This is a genomic window from Nostoc sp. (assembly GCF_036917275.1).
Classification (GTDB): domain Bacteria; phylum Cyanobacteriota; class Cyanobacteriia; order Cyanobacteriales; family Nostocaceae; genus Nostoc.
The window spans coordinates 424,008-439,945 of sequence record NZ_JBALDF010000032.1 but is presented as its reverse complement, the minus strand read 5'-3'; the positions used below and the strand labels follow the sequence as shown (position 1 = coordinate 439,945).

The window sequence follows — 15,938 nt, the reverse complement described above, 5'->3', positions numbered from 1 at the left end:
GTTCGCATTTGTTACTTCGGCGTTCGCATTTGTTACTTCGGCGTTCGCATTTGTTACTTCGGCGTTCGCATTTGTTACTTCGGCGTTCGCATTTGTTACTTCGGCGTTCGCATTTGCTACTTCAGCGACTACATTTGCTACTTCGGCGATCGCTCCATCAACTCTTTTAACTTAGTAAAAATGTTGCAATAAACTTTTTAACCGCTTTAGGGTCTTGCATCAATTGCTCATTTCCTTATGCCTAATTCCTAATGCCCAATGCCCTTTTATTCAAAACTTGTAGCGTAACACACTAAAACTTATAGAAACAGTGCGTTAGGCTGGCCTTAATTCACTTCAACAAAATAGAAATTTACAGGGTAAGCTTGTGTCTGATTTAGCGCTACACGAATATCTCCCTCGCGTTCCCGATGCAGGATTGCAAGAATACATAGAATGGTGTGTTTTAGAGCAAGCGAAAGCCGCAGAATGTAACTTTACTCCAGATAGAAGTAAGTTAGATAATTTGCCGCCAGCAGAGTACATTCCGAAACTTGTTGATCAGTTCATGAAAGTTAAACCAGACCCAATTAGAGCAGGTCTAGTATCAGCGATCGCTGGTAAGGAAGCTGACAAACATGCTTTATCCGGTTTAGCGATCGCAGCCGATTTTGTGTCTCTTTATGTCAAGTATTTAATTCCTAAAGAAGGAAGTACTAGAGAACAGGCTGAAGAACTCTTGACTAAAGCATCACAACATCAGTCTGAGAAACTTACTGAAATTGCCAAGAAACATGGTGTAGAGTTCTAGTTTATTACTGATAACTTAGTTCTTCAGAGGCTTTGCCTATATTATTAGTCAGAGCCTCTGTTTTAATCACTACTGATTACCTAATATACAAACTTTACTTACCGTTAATTGTTGAATTGCGATCGCTCCATAGACAAATTAACAGTTATATAGCAATCCTAAATGAGTCGTGAAAAATATAAATAAGGAAACGAACCGCCAAGAACGCCAAGGACACAAAGGGAAGAAAGAAGAAAGAGATATAGAATTTTCACAGTCGAAAATGAGGTTATAGTTCAATGGATAAACTAAGTAACTACAGAAATATTATTAAAAATATTCTCATAGAATATGACCGCCTCTGCAATAGCTCACCTGATGATGACGTAGAGAGCCTTTTAGCACTCGATGATGAACGCGATCAATATCTATGGTTTCAGATTGGCTGGCAAAAAAATCGCCGAATTAAAGGCATTACTGTACATATTCGGATTAAAAATCACAAAATTTGGATCGAAGAAGATTGGACTGAAGAAGGTATTGCCACAGAATTATTAAACGCAGGGGTTCCTCAAAGTGATATTGTGTTAGCTTTTCATCCTCCAAGTGAACGCGCTTTAACTGAATTTGCAACTGCTTAAACAATTAAATCTCATCCCATGCTAACTATTATCGGTTGCGGCAATCTAAATCGCAGTGATGACGCAGTAGGCGTAATCATTGCCCAACGCTTACAAAAATATCTCGCTGAAAACCCTCATCCTAAAGTGCAAGTGTATGACTGTGGCACCGCAGGGATGGAAGTAATGTTTCAAGCTAGAGGTAGTAAACAATTAGTAATTATTGATGCAAGTTCAACTGGTTCTGAACCGGGTGCTGTATTTAAAGTTCCAGGAAAAGAACTGGAAGCTTTGCCAGAACCAAGTTATAATTTGCACGATTTTCGCTGGGATAATGCTTTAGCCGCTGGACGGAAAATCTTTCAAAATGACTTTCCCGAAGACGTAACAGTTTATTTAATTGAGGCGGCAAATCTGGCTTTAGGACTAGAGTTAAGTCCTGCTATCAAACATTCTGCTGATTTGGTTTTTGAAGAGGTAGCTGCACTTATCAAACAGAATATTAACTAATCCAAAATGCAAAATCCAAAATTGAATCACGCCCAATCCCGATAAACAGAAAGTTCATCTACCCTCATTTCAAAAGGTACGCTTTGAATCTCTGGTGGACAAACACGGATTTTAGCACTGCTGACAACTCCGTAGAGTAATGTCCCCATTGGGACTATTTTTTGTAAAATACGCCAATTAGTAACTTGATCGGGACATTCAATTACTAATGTCAGAGCATTTGCATGGGTTGTAACATACCACCGACAATTAGATAAAAGATTTTGAATGGTGCGATCGCAAGCCTCATAAAAGTATCTACTAATAGAATCCTCTAGTTGCTGTCGCAGTATAATATCTGCCGATGTCGGTTGCATAGGATGTGAGTCATCACCATTACAGTAATACATCTTTCTAGGCATCTCTGTTTAGCTTCCTACTTATATTCCAATTACCATTCCATAAAGTACATCTTTATTTGTTTCTAATAATTCCTGGGTTTCCTCATCATAATAAGCACCTATTCCACTACACTGAATTCCCAAATAATTACTAGTTAAATAAAGTCTCTGTCCTATAAAACCAGCTATTTGCATAGCAGTTTGATAATTTAAATAATCTGACACAAAAAATAAAGTTACAGCGCCATCTTTAGCAATAGCTTGATTAATGCATAAGTAACCCGTCTTTTCACTAAAATTACCCGTCTTAACCAGATACGTACCTTTATATAACCCAGGTGTCATTCCCTCTACTCGATGTACCACTGAGTAAATTTCTATTTCCTCATAATTTTCTGTCGGTATTGACTGCTCAAGTTGCTGTAGTATATATAAATAATCTTCTTGAGAAATAGACTCTTTCCGGAAACGTCTAATAGAACGTCTATTCCAAACAACTTGATAAAATTTATCCTTGTCAAAGTCAAATTGAGGATACTCTAATTTCTGCTGGCGACTCTTTTGTAAAGTAGTTGCTTGGTAGGCATCTTCAATAAATTGATTAGATTCAAAATAATCAGTACCGCAGACAAAAGGAACTTTCAGCCTTAAGTGTCTAATTTTCTTGTCTTGTAGTTCTCCTGACACCGCACAAGCAGTAACAAACTCCTTATTCTCAAATCCCAAATCTGAATTGAGAGTGAGTTTGTCAAAGTCAAAAATTAGTTGTATATCTCGGTTGTGGAGAAAAGCTGAAGCAGCGATTGCACCTAAATGGTGTCCGCTATCTAACAAGCAATATCTCATGCTCCTGTTTTGATATTTCCAGCTAGACCTATAATAAACACAACTAATTAAAAAGATGAATCCGTTGATACTTTTACCCGGTATAATATAACTCTCTAACCCATCATCAATTAATTCATAGATGAGTGTTAGATAATTATTCTCAACTTCTAGATGATATATACCGTCTATTATTCCCTCAATACCACGAACTTGTACATAAACTTCTGTGGGATACAAAGCGCCTGCTGATGGATTCACTCGCAATTTATATGGGCCATCTTTATACACTTTTTCCAGGGTTATCGTACTGGTTAACGAGATAAAAGAATGAACAGGATTATTGAGATTTAATTTCACTCTCCGATAAAATTTGGGATAAACTTTAAATGGAGATGGTTGTGTTGAGGCATCTACATAATTTGGGTCAATTTGTACTGATAAGTAAGAATGCTTGGTAGCTTCATGATAACCTTTGCTAGATATCTGACTTTGTGACATTTTGAAGTATCCTTAAAACTTCGACGTTACTTGCAAAATCGATAGCTTTATAGTCGTCTAAGTTTTTCAAATCTAAGTTAGGATGATGCTGTAAAATTAACTTGACGACTTCTGTTTTTCCCGCTGATGCCGCATACATTAAAACAGTCGCACCGTTATCATTTTGGTTGTCAATGTTAATGTTGACAGCTAGTAGCAAATTAATTAAATCGTAGTGATTTCCAAAACAAGCAAACCACAAAGCATTGTTGCAATCGCTATTTCGGGCATTAATATCCACACCTGCATCAATCAGTTCTTTGACGACTGTATCAACTCCCTCTCTTGTCGCTTTCATCAAAGCTGTATCGCCATTTTCACCTGCCTGATTTAAATTCCCAGGATTATAGCCTTTTGCTATTAGCCATTGGGTTGTTGTTTCACTCAAATCTTGCCTGCTAACTTGACTCATAATTGTTCTTTAAATGTCAGAAACATAACTAATTTTCTAGCATAAATTTGCTTGGAAAACTTAATGGTAGGCAATACCCACCATTATTTTAAAATGCTATACGAGTAGCTGAAGTCTAGTAGTTTACCAAAGCAACTTTCTCAGGTATTCAAAAGTTTGGTAAAATGAAAAAATATTTTACCACTCCCTACTCCTCGCCCTCATCCAGCAATTTTGGATTGGTCGAGTACCAAGTTGATTAGCAAAAATTTAGCTTAGTTATATATTATCATTATGATAAGTTTGAATTATGAATCATTTATAAAGATGCCTATATAATAAAAATATTAAAATACAATTTAAATGCAGTATTTTTTACAATATTATTTCATTATCTAAAGTAAGAGCAAATATAACTTTTGCGTAAATAGTTATTAGTCCGCTATAGCGTAAGTTTGCCTAGCTTTAATAATGGTATTTTGCCCATTGTCTTATCTTGCTCAAATTTGATATGATGTTTCCATTGAATCTTGTATTTAATAAAACAGAGATATAACGCTGAGATTTCCTTTATATTCCTGACATTTATTAAGAAATATCAAAATTTTTCCTCTTTTCAAAAAAAAATGTTAGTTTGTTTAAGTACGAAGTCAAACACAGACAGAAAATGGAAATTAGCGCTCGTAACTCTATTAAAGGCACTGTCAAAAAAATTGTACATGGTTCAGTTAATACTGAGATAACTTTAGAAGTGGCATCAGGTGTAGAGTTAGTGTCAATAATCACAAAATCATCAGCGGAAAATCTGGGACTTGTAGAAGGTAAGCAGGCTTATGCCGTGATTAAATCATCAGATGTGATGCTTGCTGTTGAATAAGAAATAGGCAAGTTGCCTTTTTCTTGCAAGCGGTATCTCTAATACGAAATTGCATTCATATCGATAAATTGAGTGACCTCACTCGTGGAATTAATTAGGAAAGGAGTGAGGTCAAGAGGATATTCTATAGATATTAATTAATTTAATTATCAATATTGTGGATATAAATAGCGCGAATACTTTTTATATCTACTGCTAAAAATGTGTTTCCTACTTTAATAATTAATCAGAGATAGTTTTGTTATAAAGTGATAGTAGTTCCTGATATTACGCCCATTGATATAAATTTTTCCAAAATTGTTTCATCCTGAATTTTACAGAAGGTAACGATTCCTCGCTCTCGCGTTATCAATAATTTTAATAATTATAAATTAGGAATTGTGAAGGGAAGAAGGAAGTATATTTTCATCCTTCATCCTTCATCTTTTATTTGGTCCCAAAAGGTAGCGACCAAAGTAATAGTTTAGACAAGATAGGGTTCTTGATGTGTTTTAATTGTGCAATTAGAACGAGGATAAGTGACACAAAGTAGAGCGAATCCTTTAGAAATCTGTTCGTCATCTAGGAAGTTTTGATCTTCTTGATCAATTTCACCTTCAACGACCTTGCCAACACAACTAGAGCAAGAACCTGCTTGACAAGAAGCCGGCAAGTCAATATCATTGTCGTGCGCTGCGTCCAAGATTGTCGTCTCTTCGTCAACTTCAATTGTGGTGTCCAGGTTTTCTTTTTTGCTGATTAATCTAACTTGGTAGGAAGCCATTTTCCGATTCTCCTCAAACGTTATACAGTTGGTCTAATTTACGAAGTTTTTGAGCAACCTATCCTACTTTTTGCTTCCCTTCTTTTTACGGAGATGCTACGCTTAGTCAGCTTCTCTATATTGGAAAAGGATGCAACACGAACTAGAAGCTACCTGAAGGCAAGGCGATAAGCCTGCGGCATGGCAACTCTTAGAGACGCTCCGCGAACGCTTACGGCATCTATGGCAAGCCTCTACAATTGACTTGGCGCTAACAGAATGATGTTACTTGCAAGGTACACCAGTAGGTTGACTGTCACCTGCTTTGAGGGACTTTCCACAACCACCGCATTTATCAGTTGCATTGGGGTTGGTGAACTTAAAACCGCTTTCTATCACTCCCTCAACGAAGTCAACCACAATTCCTTCTAATAACGACGCACTTTTGGCATCAACGTAAACTAGCACTTTGCCTTGCTGGCTTACCAAATCATCTGGTTGGGGCTTGCTGGTGATATCCATTGCATATTCATGGCCACTGCAACCACCATCTTTTACTGAGATGCGGATACCTTTAGTTGCGCCATTAGCGTTGGGTGCGGAACCTTGGAGCAATCCCCGCAGATGTAATTCTGCTTTTTCTGATAAAATAACGCCCATTACGTCTCCTGATTTATAGCGATTAGTTGTTCTGATTTCAGGTGGGGACGGAAATCAACTATTTTGTGCAATACCCGTCGGTTCCATCGAATTGGATTGCGCGTGTCTCCAAGGCGCACTATTACCGCATACTGGACAAGAGCGATCGCGGTGAGAACGGCGTTTAGCAAATTCCATCCGATTCAAGTCGATTGTCAGCAATTGTGACAATAGAGGCTGACTAAACCCGGTGATCAACTTGATTGCTTCTAGTGCTGTTAAACAAGCCAGTGTTCCAGAAACAGCGCCTATAACAGAAAAGCCGCGCTGATCCCAATCAGGCTTTTCTGGAAACAGACAAGACAAGCAAGGAGTCACACCAGGAATAATCGTTGTCAGGTAAGCCTCCATCCCATTCATTGCAGCTTCCACCATTGGCTTACGCGATCGCACACAGGCTTCATTTAACAAATTGCGCTCTGTAAAATTGTGGGCACAATCAAGAGCCATATCAGCGGATTGCACTAACGAATCTACATTTTCTGGGGTGATGTAATCATGAACAGCTTCCACTTGGACATCAGGATTAATCGCATCCAGAGTTTCTTTAGCTTTGAATACCCTTGGCTTACCTACCCAATCATCAGTCATGAGAACCTGACGATTCATATCATCTAGCCGCAAGTCACCACCCCGCACTAGGATTAGCCGCCCAACGCCCGCTACTGCTAAGTAAAGCGCCGCTGTACCGCCTAATCCCCCCACACCTGTAACCAGAACCGTCGCTGACTTCAAGCGCTTCTGTGCTGTTTCGCCAAAATTCGGAAGCATCATTTGGCGACGATAGCGTTCTAATTCGGTAGGCGTTAGGTTAACCAATTTATACCTCCTAATCAGAAGTGATTTCTGTCAGTGTGACTACATTTTTCGGCTTGTCGTTAAACACTTTGAACAGCTTTTGTTCGTGGGGTGTTGATTCGATAAAGACCTGATAAGCTTTTTGCAAAGCCAAAGAATATTGATTTAATTTCTCTTCTTGACTCAAGTCAGGAGACTGATCATCAATTTCCCGGATGTATTGAGAGAACTTTTTCAGAATATGTAGACGATTTACATTCACCACTTGTAAATCGTAGGACAGGTTAAAGAACTGAAAAAATTCTTCTGCATCTACGAGCTTCTTGAATTCATCAATAGTTCCAGTCATTTAGCATTCTCCAGTTGTTTCAGATGTTGCTTAAGTTCATCTAACTTGTGATAAATTTCATAAGTTGCGGCTGCAACATCCATAATTTGTTTGTAATCTGTTGGCAGACCTTCAGCTAAATCATGCAGATCCATTTTCATTTGACCTGCTTTGCTGTTAAGCCGTCTGATTTGTCCTTGTAGTTCCTCAATACTGGTTTCTTCTGCTTGCACAATCAGCCACTCCACATTGGATTTTGGATTTTAGATTTTAAATTTTGGATTGGATGATATTGTTTTAATCAAATAGTGATGAGATTAGTACAGCACGGCGTAAATCTAGCTACCATCTCAATTAACCCGACAAGGAGATTAAGCTCTTTGTTTGTTAAAGGTAGGCAAACTTCCGTCACAGTGTACTAGTGATTAAAACTTGAATCCAAAATCCAAAATCTAAAATTGTTACAGGTTGCCAACTTCCGGAAAGCGTTTCGCCAAATCAATGCCTTTTTTGACGTAGTTTTCTCCCTCTTCTGCTAATTTATCGAGCGAGTCAAAACCAAAGCGTTGAGCATCTCGCAAGGTTTTCACAGTTAGCAAAAGACGACCAGAAAAAACTAACGCCCAGCCAAATCCTTCATGGCTCAAATCAACTACAACCTGCGATATCAAACCTGTTTCCTGTTCAATCCCAGCAGCTACAGCTCGAAAAAAAGCCATAATTCGTGCTTGAGTTATCGGATCAACTTCACCCTCAATGGAGATTTCCCGTTTCTTTTGTTTGGTAACAATAAAGGGTTTGAGAATCAAGTCATCCGACCAACTACGATAAACGCCATAATTGTCTTGACCCCGAATTTGTTTAATTAATACCTTAAGGAAAGGCGAGTTCAAGACTTCAGTTGTAGCAGTTCCGTTAACGCTATTATTTGTGGTCATACTGTTGCTTCATTTTCAACTTCATCGGCGAAATTTGCGGGTTTTGGCTGTAAAGCTTTACGCAACCAAGGTGGGGGATTACCTTTGAGAGTTTTCACTAGCTTATTTAGCACTTCGGTAATTTCTTCTTCTTCCGATCGCGCCTTCACTGGGGTAACACCTTTCTTAATTAAACGAGCAGCCGCGCTCCCGCCAATTGCTAAAACATAGATAATTGTACAATCACCTAATGCTTCAATTTTTGGGGCGAGTTTACTCTCATTATTCTCTTCTTTAATTTCATAATTAAATACGATACTTTCTAGAAAGTGATATCCCTCATCTGAAATTTCATAAACATCAATTTGTTCTGACCCTCCAAAGTGACTATTAATATGAACTCCGTCACTTGTCGTAAAAGCAATTTTCATCGTGGTTTGTCCTTTGTCAATTGTTAGTTGTCAGTTGCTAATGACTAGTGACTACTGACGAATGATTATTAGATGCGATTAATCGCGTCTATTGTACAGACGCAATTAATCCAGTACAGATGCGATTAATCGCGTCTTTACTAATGACTCTTCTTGTTCTAAAAACAGGTTGCCGATGCCATACACAAGTTCCATCGTGCCTCGATAGCCAACTTTGGTAAATTGACCATTACCTAAACGGTCATAAATGGGCAATCCTAGACGATAAAGAGGAATCGAGAGCCGTTTAGCGATCGCACTAACATTCGAGTTACCAATTAGCAAATCAGAACCGTCTGCTAAACTCTCAAAGTCTTCCAAATCACCGATGGTGATGCTTTTCACTGAGAGTTTTTCTAGTAAGTGCGATCGCGTGGTTGTCACCGCCGCATGAATTTGCGCTCCCATCGATTGCAGGAAATGCACTATTGACCACAATAAATCTGGTTCCAGCGCTAGAGAAACTCGTTTTGCACCGAAGTAAAAGTGCGTATCCAACATTGCATCTTGCAACTGACGGCGTTGGCGGCGGTATTTTTCGGGTACGCTGTTACCACTCAGAAACGCCAATGCTTGGATAAATTCATCAACTGGTTCTAATCCAGTCAGTTCGCTAAACACCTCATAAGGTGTGTTAAACCGTTCTTCGAGAATCTTTGCAGCACCCCGCATACTTTCACCCAATGCCAGGGTAAAAGCAGAACTACCTACTTCTTGTAGCTGTTTTAAGGTAGTCCCACTGACTGTAACCGCACTATAATCATCCTCTAAGTGTCCATCTAGAGAAGCGCCAAGGTCAGGTACAAAGATCGGCACTAATCCAAAAGACGTGACTATCTCTTTAATTTCCTGTACATCTCCTGGTGTGAAGGCAGAACCCGCCAAAATCGTCACTTGTTCAGTTCTGAGTTCACCTGGTTGAGGAATTTCTTTAACTATGCTTTCCACAGCAACAGCAAAGCCATCTTGCAATGCACCTTTAAAATCTGGGGTAGGTGCAAAAACGATCGCTAAACCATTCAATTCTGGATGGCGATCGCGAATTGCTTTGATAAAGCCCTCAATGTCATCCCCTCTGGTTTCAGTCAATCCCGTGGTGCATAAACCAATAATTTCCGGGTTAGCCTTTTCTACCAAAGTGAGAATTGCTTCTTCCACATTCTCTTCGCCACCCAAGATAGTAGTGACTTCCGTCATCGCTGTTGTAGCTAGGGGAATCGCTTCCCGGAAATGCCGCACCAGGACAACTTTGGCGAAAGCAGTACAACCTTGAGAACCGTGGAATAAAGGCATCGTCCCTTTCAATCCCAAAAAGGCTAAGGTTGCACCCAAAGCTTGACTTTGTTTGAGGGGATTAACTGTCAGTGATTTGTTAGAAACAGTGACGATCGCCATTACAATACCTCCTCATTCCACAGGGCGGACTTTCTCGTTCCCTGGCTCTGCCGGGGAATGTTGACAGTGAGGCTTTGCCTCATCTGCTTTAAAACGAAGGGCAGCAGCCCTCCCGGAATGCGTTCCCAGGTTCCGCCTGGGAACGAGGGTATAAGAGCCATTAAACTGCCTCCTCGTCCCAAGGAGCGGGCTTACGTATTTGCTCCCAAATTGGGCTATACAGAGCTTCATACAGTTCCCGCGCCATCTCAATCATCCCCACATAACCTGCATAAGGATGGTGACGTTCTTGGTTAATATCAAGGAAAGGAATTCGAGCTTTCAAAGCGGTGTATTGGTTACGACCACCAGCAATCAGCATATCTGCTTTGGTGTCTTTAACCACTTGTAGCAATTCTTTAGCGTTGCCCTTTTCCAACATGATGCCATCGTTGCCAAGCAAGTTCTTGATTTTGGCTTTATCTTCTTCAGTACTTTTGCGAGTACTGGTAGCAACAACTTCAATGCCCAAGTCCCTAGCCGCCGAGATAATCGACCAACTCTTGACACCACCAGTATACAAAACAACCCGCTTACCTTTGAGTCGAGCGCGATAAGGAGCCAGTGCCAAATCTAAAGCAGCCGTTTCTTCTGCAATTAGCTTTTCTGTACGTTCCTGTAAATCAGTGTCGCCTAATCTAGCAGCAATATTTCGCAGACAGCGATTCATATCATCGATGCCGTAGAAAGACTCTTCAATGTAAGGGATGTTGTAACGCTCCTCCATCTTTCTCGCCATATTGACCAGCGCTCGTGAGCAGATCATGACGTTGAGCTTGGCGCGGTGGGCGTAGCGAATTTCATTGTAGCGAGCATCGCCCGTAATTTTAGACAAAATACGGATGCCTAATTTTTCTAGCAGTGGTGTTACTCCCCACATTTCCCCGGCGATATTGTATTCACCGATTAAGTTAATATCATAGGGCGTTGTATGTTCCGGTTCTGCTGTGCCGACAACATATTCCAATAAAGATTCACCGCCGAAACGGTTGCCGAGATTTTTACTGCCAATGAATCCTGGTGCAATGACGGGAATAACAGGAGTACCGATTTTTTCAGCTGCCGCTTTGCAGACAGCATCAATATCATCACCAATTAAGGCAGTAACGCAAGTAGCATAGACGAATACAGCTGCTGGTTGGTAGCGCTCCTTGAGTTCCAGAATCGCTTTATAGAGCTTCTTTTCGCCACCGAAGATGACATCATTTTCACCCAAGTCAGTGGTAAAGCCCATTTTGTAGAGTTGAGGGCCAGAAGAAAGACTACCACGACTGCCCCAGGAATTACCAGCACAGGCTATAGGACCGTGGACTAAATGAGCAGCATCTGCGATCGGCACTAGGGCAATCATTGCACCATCAAAGGCGCAGCCCCCTTGAGCTGCGCCAGGTTGTGCCTGTTGGGCGCAAGACTTGTTTTTCTTTTCGGATTGTTTGTGCTGATTATGCTCGCATCCTGACTCAGTGAGCAGCTCGTTGATTTTGCCTTGGGTGATTTTCATCTCTCTTTTTGTGCTGGATGGCAGTTGTTCTTTGTCATTTGCCCTTTGTTATTTGAATAACTAATGACTAATGACTAATGACTAATGACTAACAAATGTATTTTTTGACATCCTCTCCACATACATCGGCAAGGTAAGATAAAGCACGGAAACGCAATCCTACAAATTCGTCATATAAAGGATTGAGTTTACACAGTGGTGGGATATCAATAGACCGTCCAAATAATTTAATTTGTCGCTCAAAGGGACAGCAACAAGGAATTGTTTGGCAAATTAGATGAGCGAAGCGATTATTTTTAACCTGAATTTCATCCACCACACGACGCAAGGGATTAAGAAGATTGTTGAACTTCCCTGGTTTTTTATAGTTAGGTGGATGGTAATTCGGATGAGTGTGAGTGTGTTCGTGAGTGTGATTGATGGTTTCCATTTATAGATACCTTGGGTAAATGCTAGAAAGAAAAAGGCGGAAATAATTCGTAATTACGAATTACGAATTACGAATTATTTCCGCCCTTAATTAACGCGTTGTGTTTCTACGCAATTTCTAACGAATCAAATCGTAGGAAATATCTGTCTTAGAAGGAATGTTGGTGTTGCGATCGATTTCTTCAAACAAGGTATTTACAACCCAGTTAAGGAGGTTGATTATACCTTGATAACCGATGGTGGTGTAGCGGTGTAAGTGGTGACGATCTATGATAGGATAGCCAATTCTCACTAAGGGAGTCTTGGTGTCGCGCCACAGGTACTTACCGTAGCTGTTACCGATGAGCAAGTCTACGGGTTCGGTGAACATCAAAGAACGCATGTGCCACAGGTCTTTACCACCCCAAACAGTTGCATTGCTACCAAAGGGGCTAGAAGCAAGCAGTTCTTTCATTTCTGCTTCAAATACGTCGTTGGTGTTGTGAACCAAGATATGCACAGGTTCAGCACCCATTTCTAGCATAAAGCCAACTACGCTGTATACTAAATCTGGTTCGCCGTAAATAGCGAAGCGCTTGCCGTGAATCCATGAGTGAGAGTCAGTCATGGCATCAACTGCCTGACCACGTTCAATTTCCAATTGTTCGGGAATGGGGATACCACTCAGTTCGCTGAGTTTCATCAAGAACTCGTCAGTACCCTTAATGCCCCAAGGACGGGAAACTGCGGTTGGTTGCTTCCACTCTTTCTCGATGTATTCGCGGGTTTTGAGGGTAGAGTGTGCTTGCAGAGCGATCGTAGCTTTCGCATTGATTGAATCTTCTGCATCTTCTAGCTTTGTACCACCTGGGTACATATTGAACTCACCTGTGTTTGGTGAATCCAGGTAGTCGCTGTTGTCGGCTAGAATTGTGTAGTCAAAGCCGAACAAAGAAGCAATCCGCTTGATTTCGCGGTTGTTGCCTACGTAGGTGTCGAAACCTGGGATGAAGTTGATCTTACCATTGCTGGTTTCTTTCTTATGACCTGCGGTCAGGTTGGAAAGAATTCCCTTCATCATGTTGTCGTAACCAGTGATGTGGGAGCCAACAAAGCTAGGGGTGTGAGCGTAGGGTACTGGGAAATCTTGAGGAACTGAACCAGCTTCCTTGGCGTTGTTGATGAAAGACTGCAAGTCATCACCAATTACTTCTGCCATACAGGTGGTGCAGACAGCGATCATCTTCGGCTTGTAGAGTTGGTAAGAGTTCGCCAACCCGTCAATCATGTTTTGCAGACCACCAAACACGGCTGCATCTTCAGTCATTGAAGAAGATACACCAGAGAATGGTTCTTTGTAGTGACGGGTTAAGTGGGTGCGGAAGTAAGCAACGCAACCTTGAGAACCTTGAACGAAAGGTAGAGTGCCTTCAAAACCAACAGCAGCAAAGATTGCTCCCAATGGTTGACAACCTTTAGCAGGGTTAACGGTTAAAGCTTCACGAGCGAAGTTCTTTTCACGATAATCCCAACCCTTCGTCCACTCTGCAACCCGTTCTACTTCTTCGGGTTCGTGACCATTTTCAAACTGCTTTTTGTTTTGAAATAGCTCTTTGTACTCTGGTTGGTGGAATAACTCTACGTGGTCTTGAATTTTTTCTGGATTCTGAGGCATTTCTGGATCTCCAAGCTTACTGAATTCTTTACTTATCGAGGAATGAGGATTTGAGGCGGGAGAGACGCGATTAATCGCGTCTCTACTAGGAAGTGGGAATATGATTCAAAATTCAAAATGCAAAAACCAAAATTAATTTTCATTTTTAATTTTGAATTTTGGATTCCCAACTCCCCCCTGGGGTTTTAGCCCCAGGCTATCCCTACTTATCTAGCTCCCATTTCCCTAGACGGCAACCTTAGCTTTAGCTTCAGCTTCAGCTTTTGCTACAGCCTTCTTAGCGTTAGCTTTTACATTCCAAGGAGCGCCAATTAATCCCCAGGTTGGGCTGTTGAGTGCCAAGTCCATGTCGCGAGCAAAGATGGCGAAGCCATCGTAACCGTGATAAGGACCGGAGTAATCCTTTTTGTGGTTCGATAGCTCTAAACAGGCTAATGTTTGCAGTAAGCAATGTCTGTGCTAAACATTGTTCATTAATAACACATTTATTTTTAGGCTAAATATAGGCTAAAAATACAGCGATGCATAATCAGGTTCAGGACTCACGCATCATTTAAATGTTGTCCTGAGCCAGAGTGTTTGTGTTTATCTCTGCAATCACAGCAACAAAGAGCGCATGATCAGAACGAAAGTGCTACTAGAATTAGAGAAAGTTAATCTGCGTTTGAAGTCTGCAAAGGCAAAGGTGACAATTAGAGAATCAAATGGAAGTTTGCAGTTACGGGCGACGTTACCAATTAAACCGGGAGACAAAGATAGCAGCGGTACTGGGAGAAAGCAATATAATCTCAGCTTGAATATTCCTGCTAACTTGGATGGACTCAAGACAGCTGAGGAAGAAGCTTATGAATTAGGGAAGTTAATCGCTCGGAAAACTTTTGAATGGAATGATAAATATTTAGGGAATGAGGCAATTAAAAAAGATTTTAAAACCATAGGAGAATTAGTCGAACAATTTGAAGAAGAGTATTTCAAAACTCATCAACGGACTACCAAAAGCGAACATACTTTTTTTTATTACTTTTCCCGAACTAAACGATTCACTAATCTTAAAGATTTAGCAACTGCTGAAAATTTAATAAGTTCAATTGAACAAATCGATAAAGAATGGGCTAAATATAATGCAGCTAGAGCCATATCAGCATTTTGCTTGACATTCAAAATCGAAATCGATTTATCTAAATATTCCAAAATGCCGGAGAATAATTCACGAAATATACCGAGCGATGCGGAAATATCTGAGGGAATTATCAAGTTTGAAGATTACCGGAATAGCAGAGGGAATCAAGTTAATCAAAATGTTCAAGATAGCTGGCAGCTTTGGCGCTGGACTTATGGAATGTTAGCAGTTTTTGGTTTACGTCCACGGGAACTTTTTATTAATCCTGATATCGATTGGTGGTTAAGCCAAGAAAATGCAGATTTGACATGGAAAGTTCATAAGGATTGTAAGACTGGGGAAAGAGAAGCATTACCATTATATAGGCAATGGATTTCGGACTTTGATTTGAGAAATCCTAAATATTTAGAGATGTTAGGAAGTGCGATCGCTAAAAAAGATAACACTAATCATGCAGAGATAACAGCGTTAACACAGCGAGTTAGTTGGTGGTTCCGCAAAATAGGATTGGATTTTAAACCATACGATTTACGCCATGCTTGGGCAATTAGGGCGCATATTTTGGGAATACCAATTAAAGCGGCGGCGGATAATTTGGGTCATAGTGTGCAGGTTCATACCCAAACTTATCAGCGTTGGTTTTCGTTAGATATGCGGAAGTTGGCAATTAATCAGGCGTTGAGTAAAAGGAATGAAGTTGAGTTGATTAGGGAAGAGAATGCTAAGTTGAGGATGGAGAATGATAACTTGAGATTGGAGATTGAGAAGTTGAGGATGGAGTTTGTTTATAAGCGTAGTTAAATTTGTTGATAAAAATGATGTGGTGCGTTGCGCTGCGCGACAACGCACCCTACTTATACTCATAACTCAGATAACAAATTTAACTAAATAACTATACATACTCTGTGTGTATAATAAATTTTATGTATTCAAA

At 40.4% G+C, this 15,938-nt stretch carries 19 protein-coding genes and 2 pseudogenes; 6 read left to right on the top strand and 15 right to left on the bottom strand.

Features of this window, described 5'->3' with window-relative positions:
- From V7K35_RS13355 to V7K35_RS13340, 4 genes are all read left to right on the top strand, one after another.
- Positions 1–192: hypothetical protein (locus V7K35_RS13355; RefSeq protein ID WP_335079616.1), on the top strand; the 192-nt coding region annotated here is incomplete at its 5' end.
- Positions 193–367: 175 nt separating this feature from the next.
- Positions 368–790, top strand: coding sequence for a hypothetical protein (locus V7K35_RS13350; protein ID WP_335079614.1), 423 nt, complete (start codon positions 368–370; stop codon positions 788–790).
- A gap of 278 nt (positions 791–1,068) precedes the next feature.
- Positions 1,069–1,410, top strand: a complete 342-nt coding sequence (locus V7K35_RS13345; protein WP_335079612.1) for a XisI protein — start codon at positions 1,069–1,071, stop codon at positions 1,408–1,410.
- Positions 1,411–1,428: 18 nt separating this feature from the next.
- On the top strand, positions 1,429–1,899 hold the full coding sequence (locus V7K35_RS13340) for a hydrogenase maturation protease (protein WP_335079610.1): 471 nt from the start codon (positions 1,429–1,431) through the stop codon (positions 1,897–1,899).
- Between the two features lie 26 nt (positions 1,900–1,925).
- On the opposite strand, the gene V7K35_RS13335 is transcribed toward V7K35_RS13340, so the two are convergent.
- The 3 genes from V7K35_RS13335 to V7K35_RS13325 are packed head-to-tail and all read right to left on the bottom strand — an operon-like array spanning position 1,926 to position 4,056.
- Positions 1,926–2,300 carry a hypothetical protein gene (locus tag V7K35_RS13335; protein WP_334792995.1) on the bottom strand — a complete coding sequence of 125 codons (375 nt, stop codon included), beginning with the start codon at positions 2,298–2,300 and terminating at the stop codon, positions 1,926–1,928.
- An 18-nt stretch (positions 2,301–2,318) separates the two neighbouring features.
- Positions 2,319–3,605 (bottom strand): SagB/ThcOx family dehydrogenase, encoded by a 1,287-nt coding sequence (locus V7K35_RS13330; RefSeq protein ID WP_335079608.1) that lies wholly within the window; start codon positions 3,603–3,605, stop codon positions 2,319–2,321.
- Complete coding sequence (locus V7K35_RS13325; RefSeq protein ID WP_335079605.1) at positions 3,583–4,056, bottom strand: ankyrin repeat domain-containing protein; 474 nt, start codon at positions 4,054–4,056, stop codon at positions 3,583–3,585. Before V7K35_RS13325 ends, V7K35_RS13330 begins: the two co-directional genes overlap by 23 nt.
- A gap of 646 nt (positions 4,057–4,702) precedes the next feature.
- On the opposite strand from V7K35_RS13325, the gene V7K35_RS13320 reads away from it, so the two are divergent.
- On the top strand, positions 4,703–4,912 hold the full coding sequence (locus tag V7K35_RS13320) for a TOBE domain-containing protein (protein WP_334793115.1): 210 nt from the start codon (positions 4,703–4,705) through the stop codon (positions 4,910–4,912).
- Positions 4,913–5,375: 463 nt separating this feature from the next.
- Here V7K35_RS13320 and V7K35_RS13315 read toward each other — a convergent pair whose 3' ends face one another.
- The 12 genes and pseudogenes from V7K35_RS13315 to V7K35_RS29705 all read right to left on the bottom strand — a co-directional run.
- Positions 5,376–5,675, bottom strand: a complete 300-nt coding sequence (locus V7K35_RS13315) for a 2Fe-2S iron-sulfur cluster-binding protein (protein WP_273768381.1) — start codon at positions 5,673–5,675, stop codon at positions 5,376–5,378.
- A 264-nt stretch (positions 5,676–5,939) separates the two neighbouring features.
- A complete protein-coding gene (locus V7K35_RS13310; RefSeq protein WP_334792992.1) occupies positions 5,940–6,314 on the bottom strand; it encodes an iron-sulfur cluster assembly accessory protein in 375 nt (124 codons plus the stop codon).
- Between the two features lie 54 nt (positions 6,315–6,368).
- Positions 6,369–7,172 carry a HesA/MoeB/ThiF family protein gene (locus V7K35_RS13305; RefSeq protein WP_335079604.1) on the bottom strand — a complete coding sequence of 268 codons (804 nt, stop codon included), beginning with the start codon at positions 7,170–7,172 and terminating at the stop codon, positions 6,369–6,371.
- Positions 7,173–7,182: 10 nt separating this feature from the next.
- Complete coding sequence (gene nifW, locus V7K35_RS13300) at positions 7,183–7,500, bottom strand: nitrogenase-stabilizing/protective protein NifW (RefSeq protein WP_335079602.1); 318 nt, start codon at positions 7,498–7,500, stop codon at positions 7,183–7,185.
- Positions 7,497–7,712, bottom strand: a complete 216-nt coding sequence (locus V7K35_RS13295) for a CCE_0567 family metalloprotein (RefSeq protein WP_335079652.1) — start codon at positions 7,710–7,712, stop codon at positions 7,497–7,499. Before V7K35_RS13295 ends, nifW begins: the two co-directional genes overlap by 4 nt.
- Before the next feature lie 228 nt (positions 7,713–7,940).
- A complete protein-coding gene (locus V7K35_RS13290) occupies positions 7,941–8,417 on the bottom strand; it encodes a NifX-associated nitrogen fixation protein (protein ID WP_334792990.1) in 477 nt (158 codons plus the stop codon).
- On the bottom strand, positions 8,414–8,827 hold the full coding sequence (nifX, locus tag V7K35_RS13285; protein ID WP_335079600.1) for a nitrogen fixation protein NifX: 414 nt from the start codon (positions 8,825–8,827) through the stop codon (positions 8,414–8,416). Before nifX ends, V7K35_RS13290 begins: the two co-directional genes overlap by 4 nt.
- Positions 8,828–8,932: 105 nt before the next feature.
- Complete coding sequence (gene nifN, locus V7K35_RS13280; RefSeq protein WP_335079598.1) at positions 8,933–10,261, bottom strand: nitrogenase iron-molybdenum cofactor biosynthesis protein NifN; 1,329 nt, start codon at positions 10,259–10,261, stop codon at positions 8,933–8,935.
- Between the two features lie 160 nt (positions 10,262–10,421).
- Positions 10,422–11,801, bottom strand: a complete 1,380-nt coding sequence (nifE, locus tag V7K35_RS13275; protein ID WP_335079596.1) for a nitrogenase iron-molybdenum cofactor biosynthesis protein NifE — start codon at positions 11,799–11,801, stop codon at positions 10,422–10,424.
- Positions 11,802–11,889: 88 nt separating this feature from the next.
- A complete protein-coding gene (locus tag V7K35_RS13270) occupies positions 11,890–12,231 on the bottom strand; it encodes a Mo-dependent nitrogenase C-terminal domain-containing protein (protein WP_298918605.1) in 342 nt (113 codons plus the stop codon).
- A gap of 117 nt (positions 12,232–12,348) precedes the next feature.
- Positions 12,349–13,884, bottom strand: coding sequence for a nitrogenase molybdenum-iron protein subunit beta (nifK, locus tag V7K35_RS13265; protein ID WP_335079594.1), 1,536 nt, complete (start codon positions 13,882–13,884; stop codon positions 12,349–12,351).
- A 225-nt stretch (positions 13,885–14,109) separates the two neighbouring features.
- A pseudogene (locus V7K35_RS29705) lies at positions 14,110–14,295 on the bottom strand (hypothetical protein); the annotation flags it as partial.
- Between the two features lie 177 nt (positions 14,296–14,472).
- Here V7K35_RS29705 and V7K35_RS13255 point away from each other — a divergent pair.
- Positions 14,473–15,805, top strand: a pseudogene (locus V7K35_RS13255) (site-specific integrase); the annotation flags it as partial.
- Positions 15,806–15,938 lie beyond the last annotated feature (133 nt).

Coding starts and splice junctions, on each gene's coding strand:
- V7K35_RS13345 (WP_335079612.1), top strand. CDS start 1,069: ATGGATAAACTAAGTAACTACAGAAATATTATTAAAAATATTCTCATA.
- V7K35_RS13340 (WP_335079610.1), top strand. CDS start 1,429: ATGCTAACTATTATCGGTTGCGGCAATCTAAATCGCAGTGATGACGCA.
- V7K35_RS13335 (WP_334792995.1), bottom strand. CDS start 2,300: ATGCCTAGAAAGATGTATTACTGTAATGGTGATGACTCACATCCTATG.
- V7K35_RS13330 (WP_335079608.1), bottom strand. CDS start 3,605: ATGTCACAAAGTCAGATATCTAGCAAAGGTTATCATGAAGCTACCAAG.
- V7K35_RS13325 (WP_335079605.1), bottom strand. CDS start 4,056: ATGAGTCAAGTTAGCAGGCAAGATTTGAGTGAAACAACAACCCAATGG.
- V7K35_RS13320 (WP_334793115.1), top strand. CDS start 4,703: ATGGAAATTAGCGCTCGTAACTCTATTAAAGGCACTGTCAAAAAAATT.
- V7K35_RS13315 (WP_273768381.1), bottom strand. CDS start 5,675: ATGGCTTCCTACCAAGTTAGATTAATCAGCAAAAAAGAAAACCTGGAC.
- V7K35_RS13310 (WP_334792992.1), bottom strand. CDS start 6,314: ATGGGCGTTATTTTATCAGAAAAAGCAGAATTACATCTGCGGGGATTG.
- nifW (WP_335079602.1), bottom strand. CDS start 7,500: ATGACTGGAACTATTGATGAATTCAAGAAGCTCGTAGATGCAGAAGAA.
- V7K35_RS13290 (WP_334792990.1), bottom strand. CDS start 8,417: ATGACCACAAATAATAGCGTTAACGGAACTGCTACAACTGAAGTCTTG.
- nifX (WP_335079600.1), bottom strand. CDS start 8,827: ATGAAAATTGCTTTTACGACAAGTGACGGAGTTCATATTAATAGTCAC.
- nifN (WP_335079598.1), bottom strand. CDS start 10,261: ATGGCGATCGTCACTGTTTCTAACAAATCACTGACAGTTAATCCCCTC.
- nifE (WP_335079596.1), bottom strand. CDS start 11,801: ATGAAAATCACCCAAGGCAAAATCAACGAGCTGCTCACTGAGTCAGGA.
- V7K35_RS13270 (WP_298918605.1), bottom strand. CDS start 12,231: ATGGAAACCATCAATCACACTCACGAACACACTCACACTCATCCGAAT.
- nifK (WP_335079594.1), bottom strand. CDS start 13,884: ATGCCTCAGAATCCAGAAAAAATTCAAGACCACGTAGAGTTATTCCAC.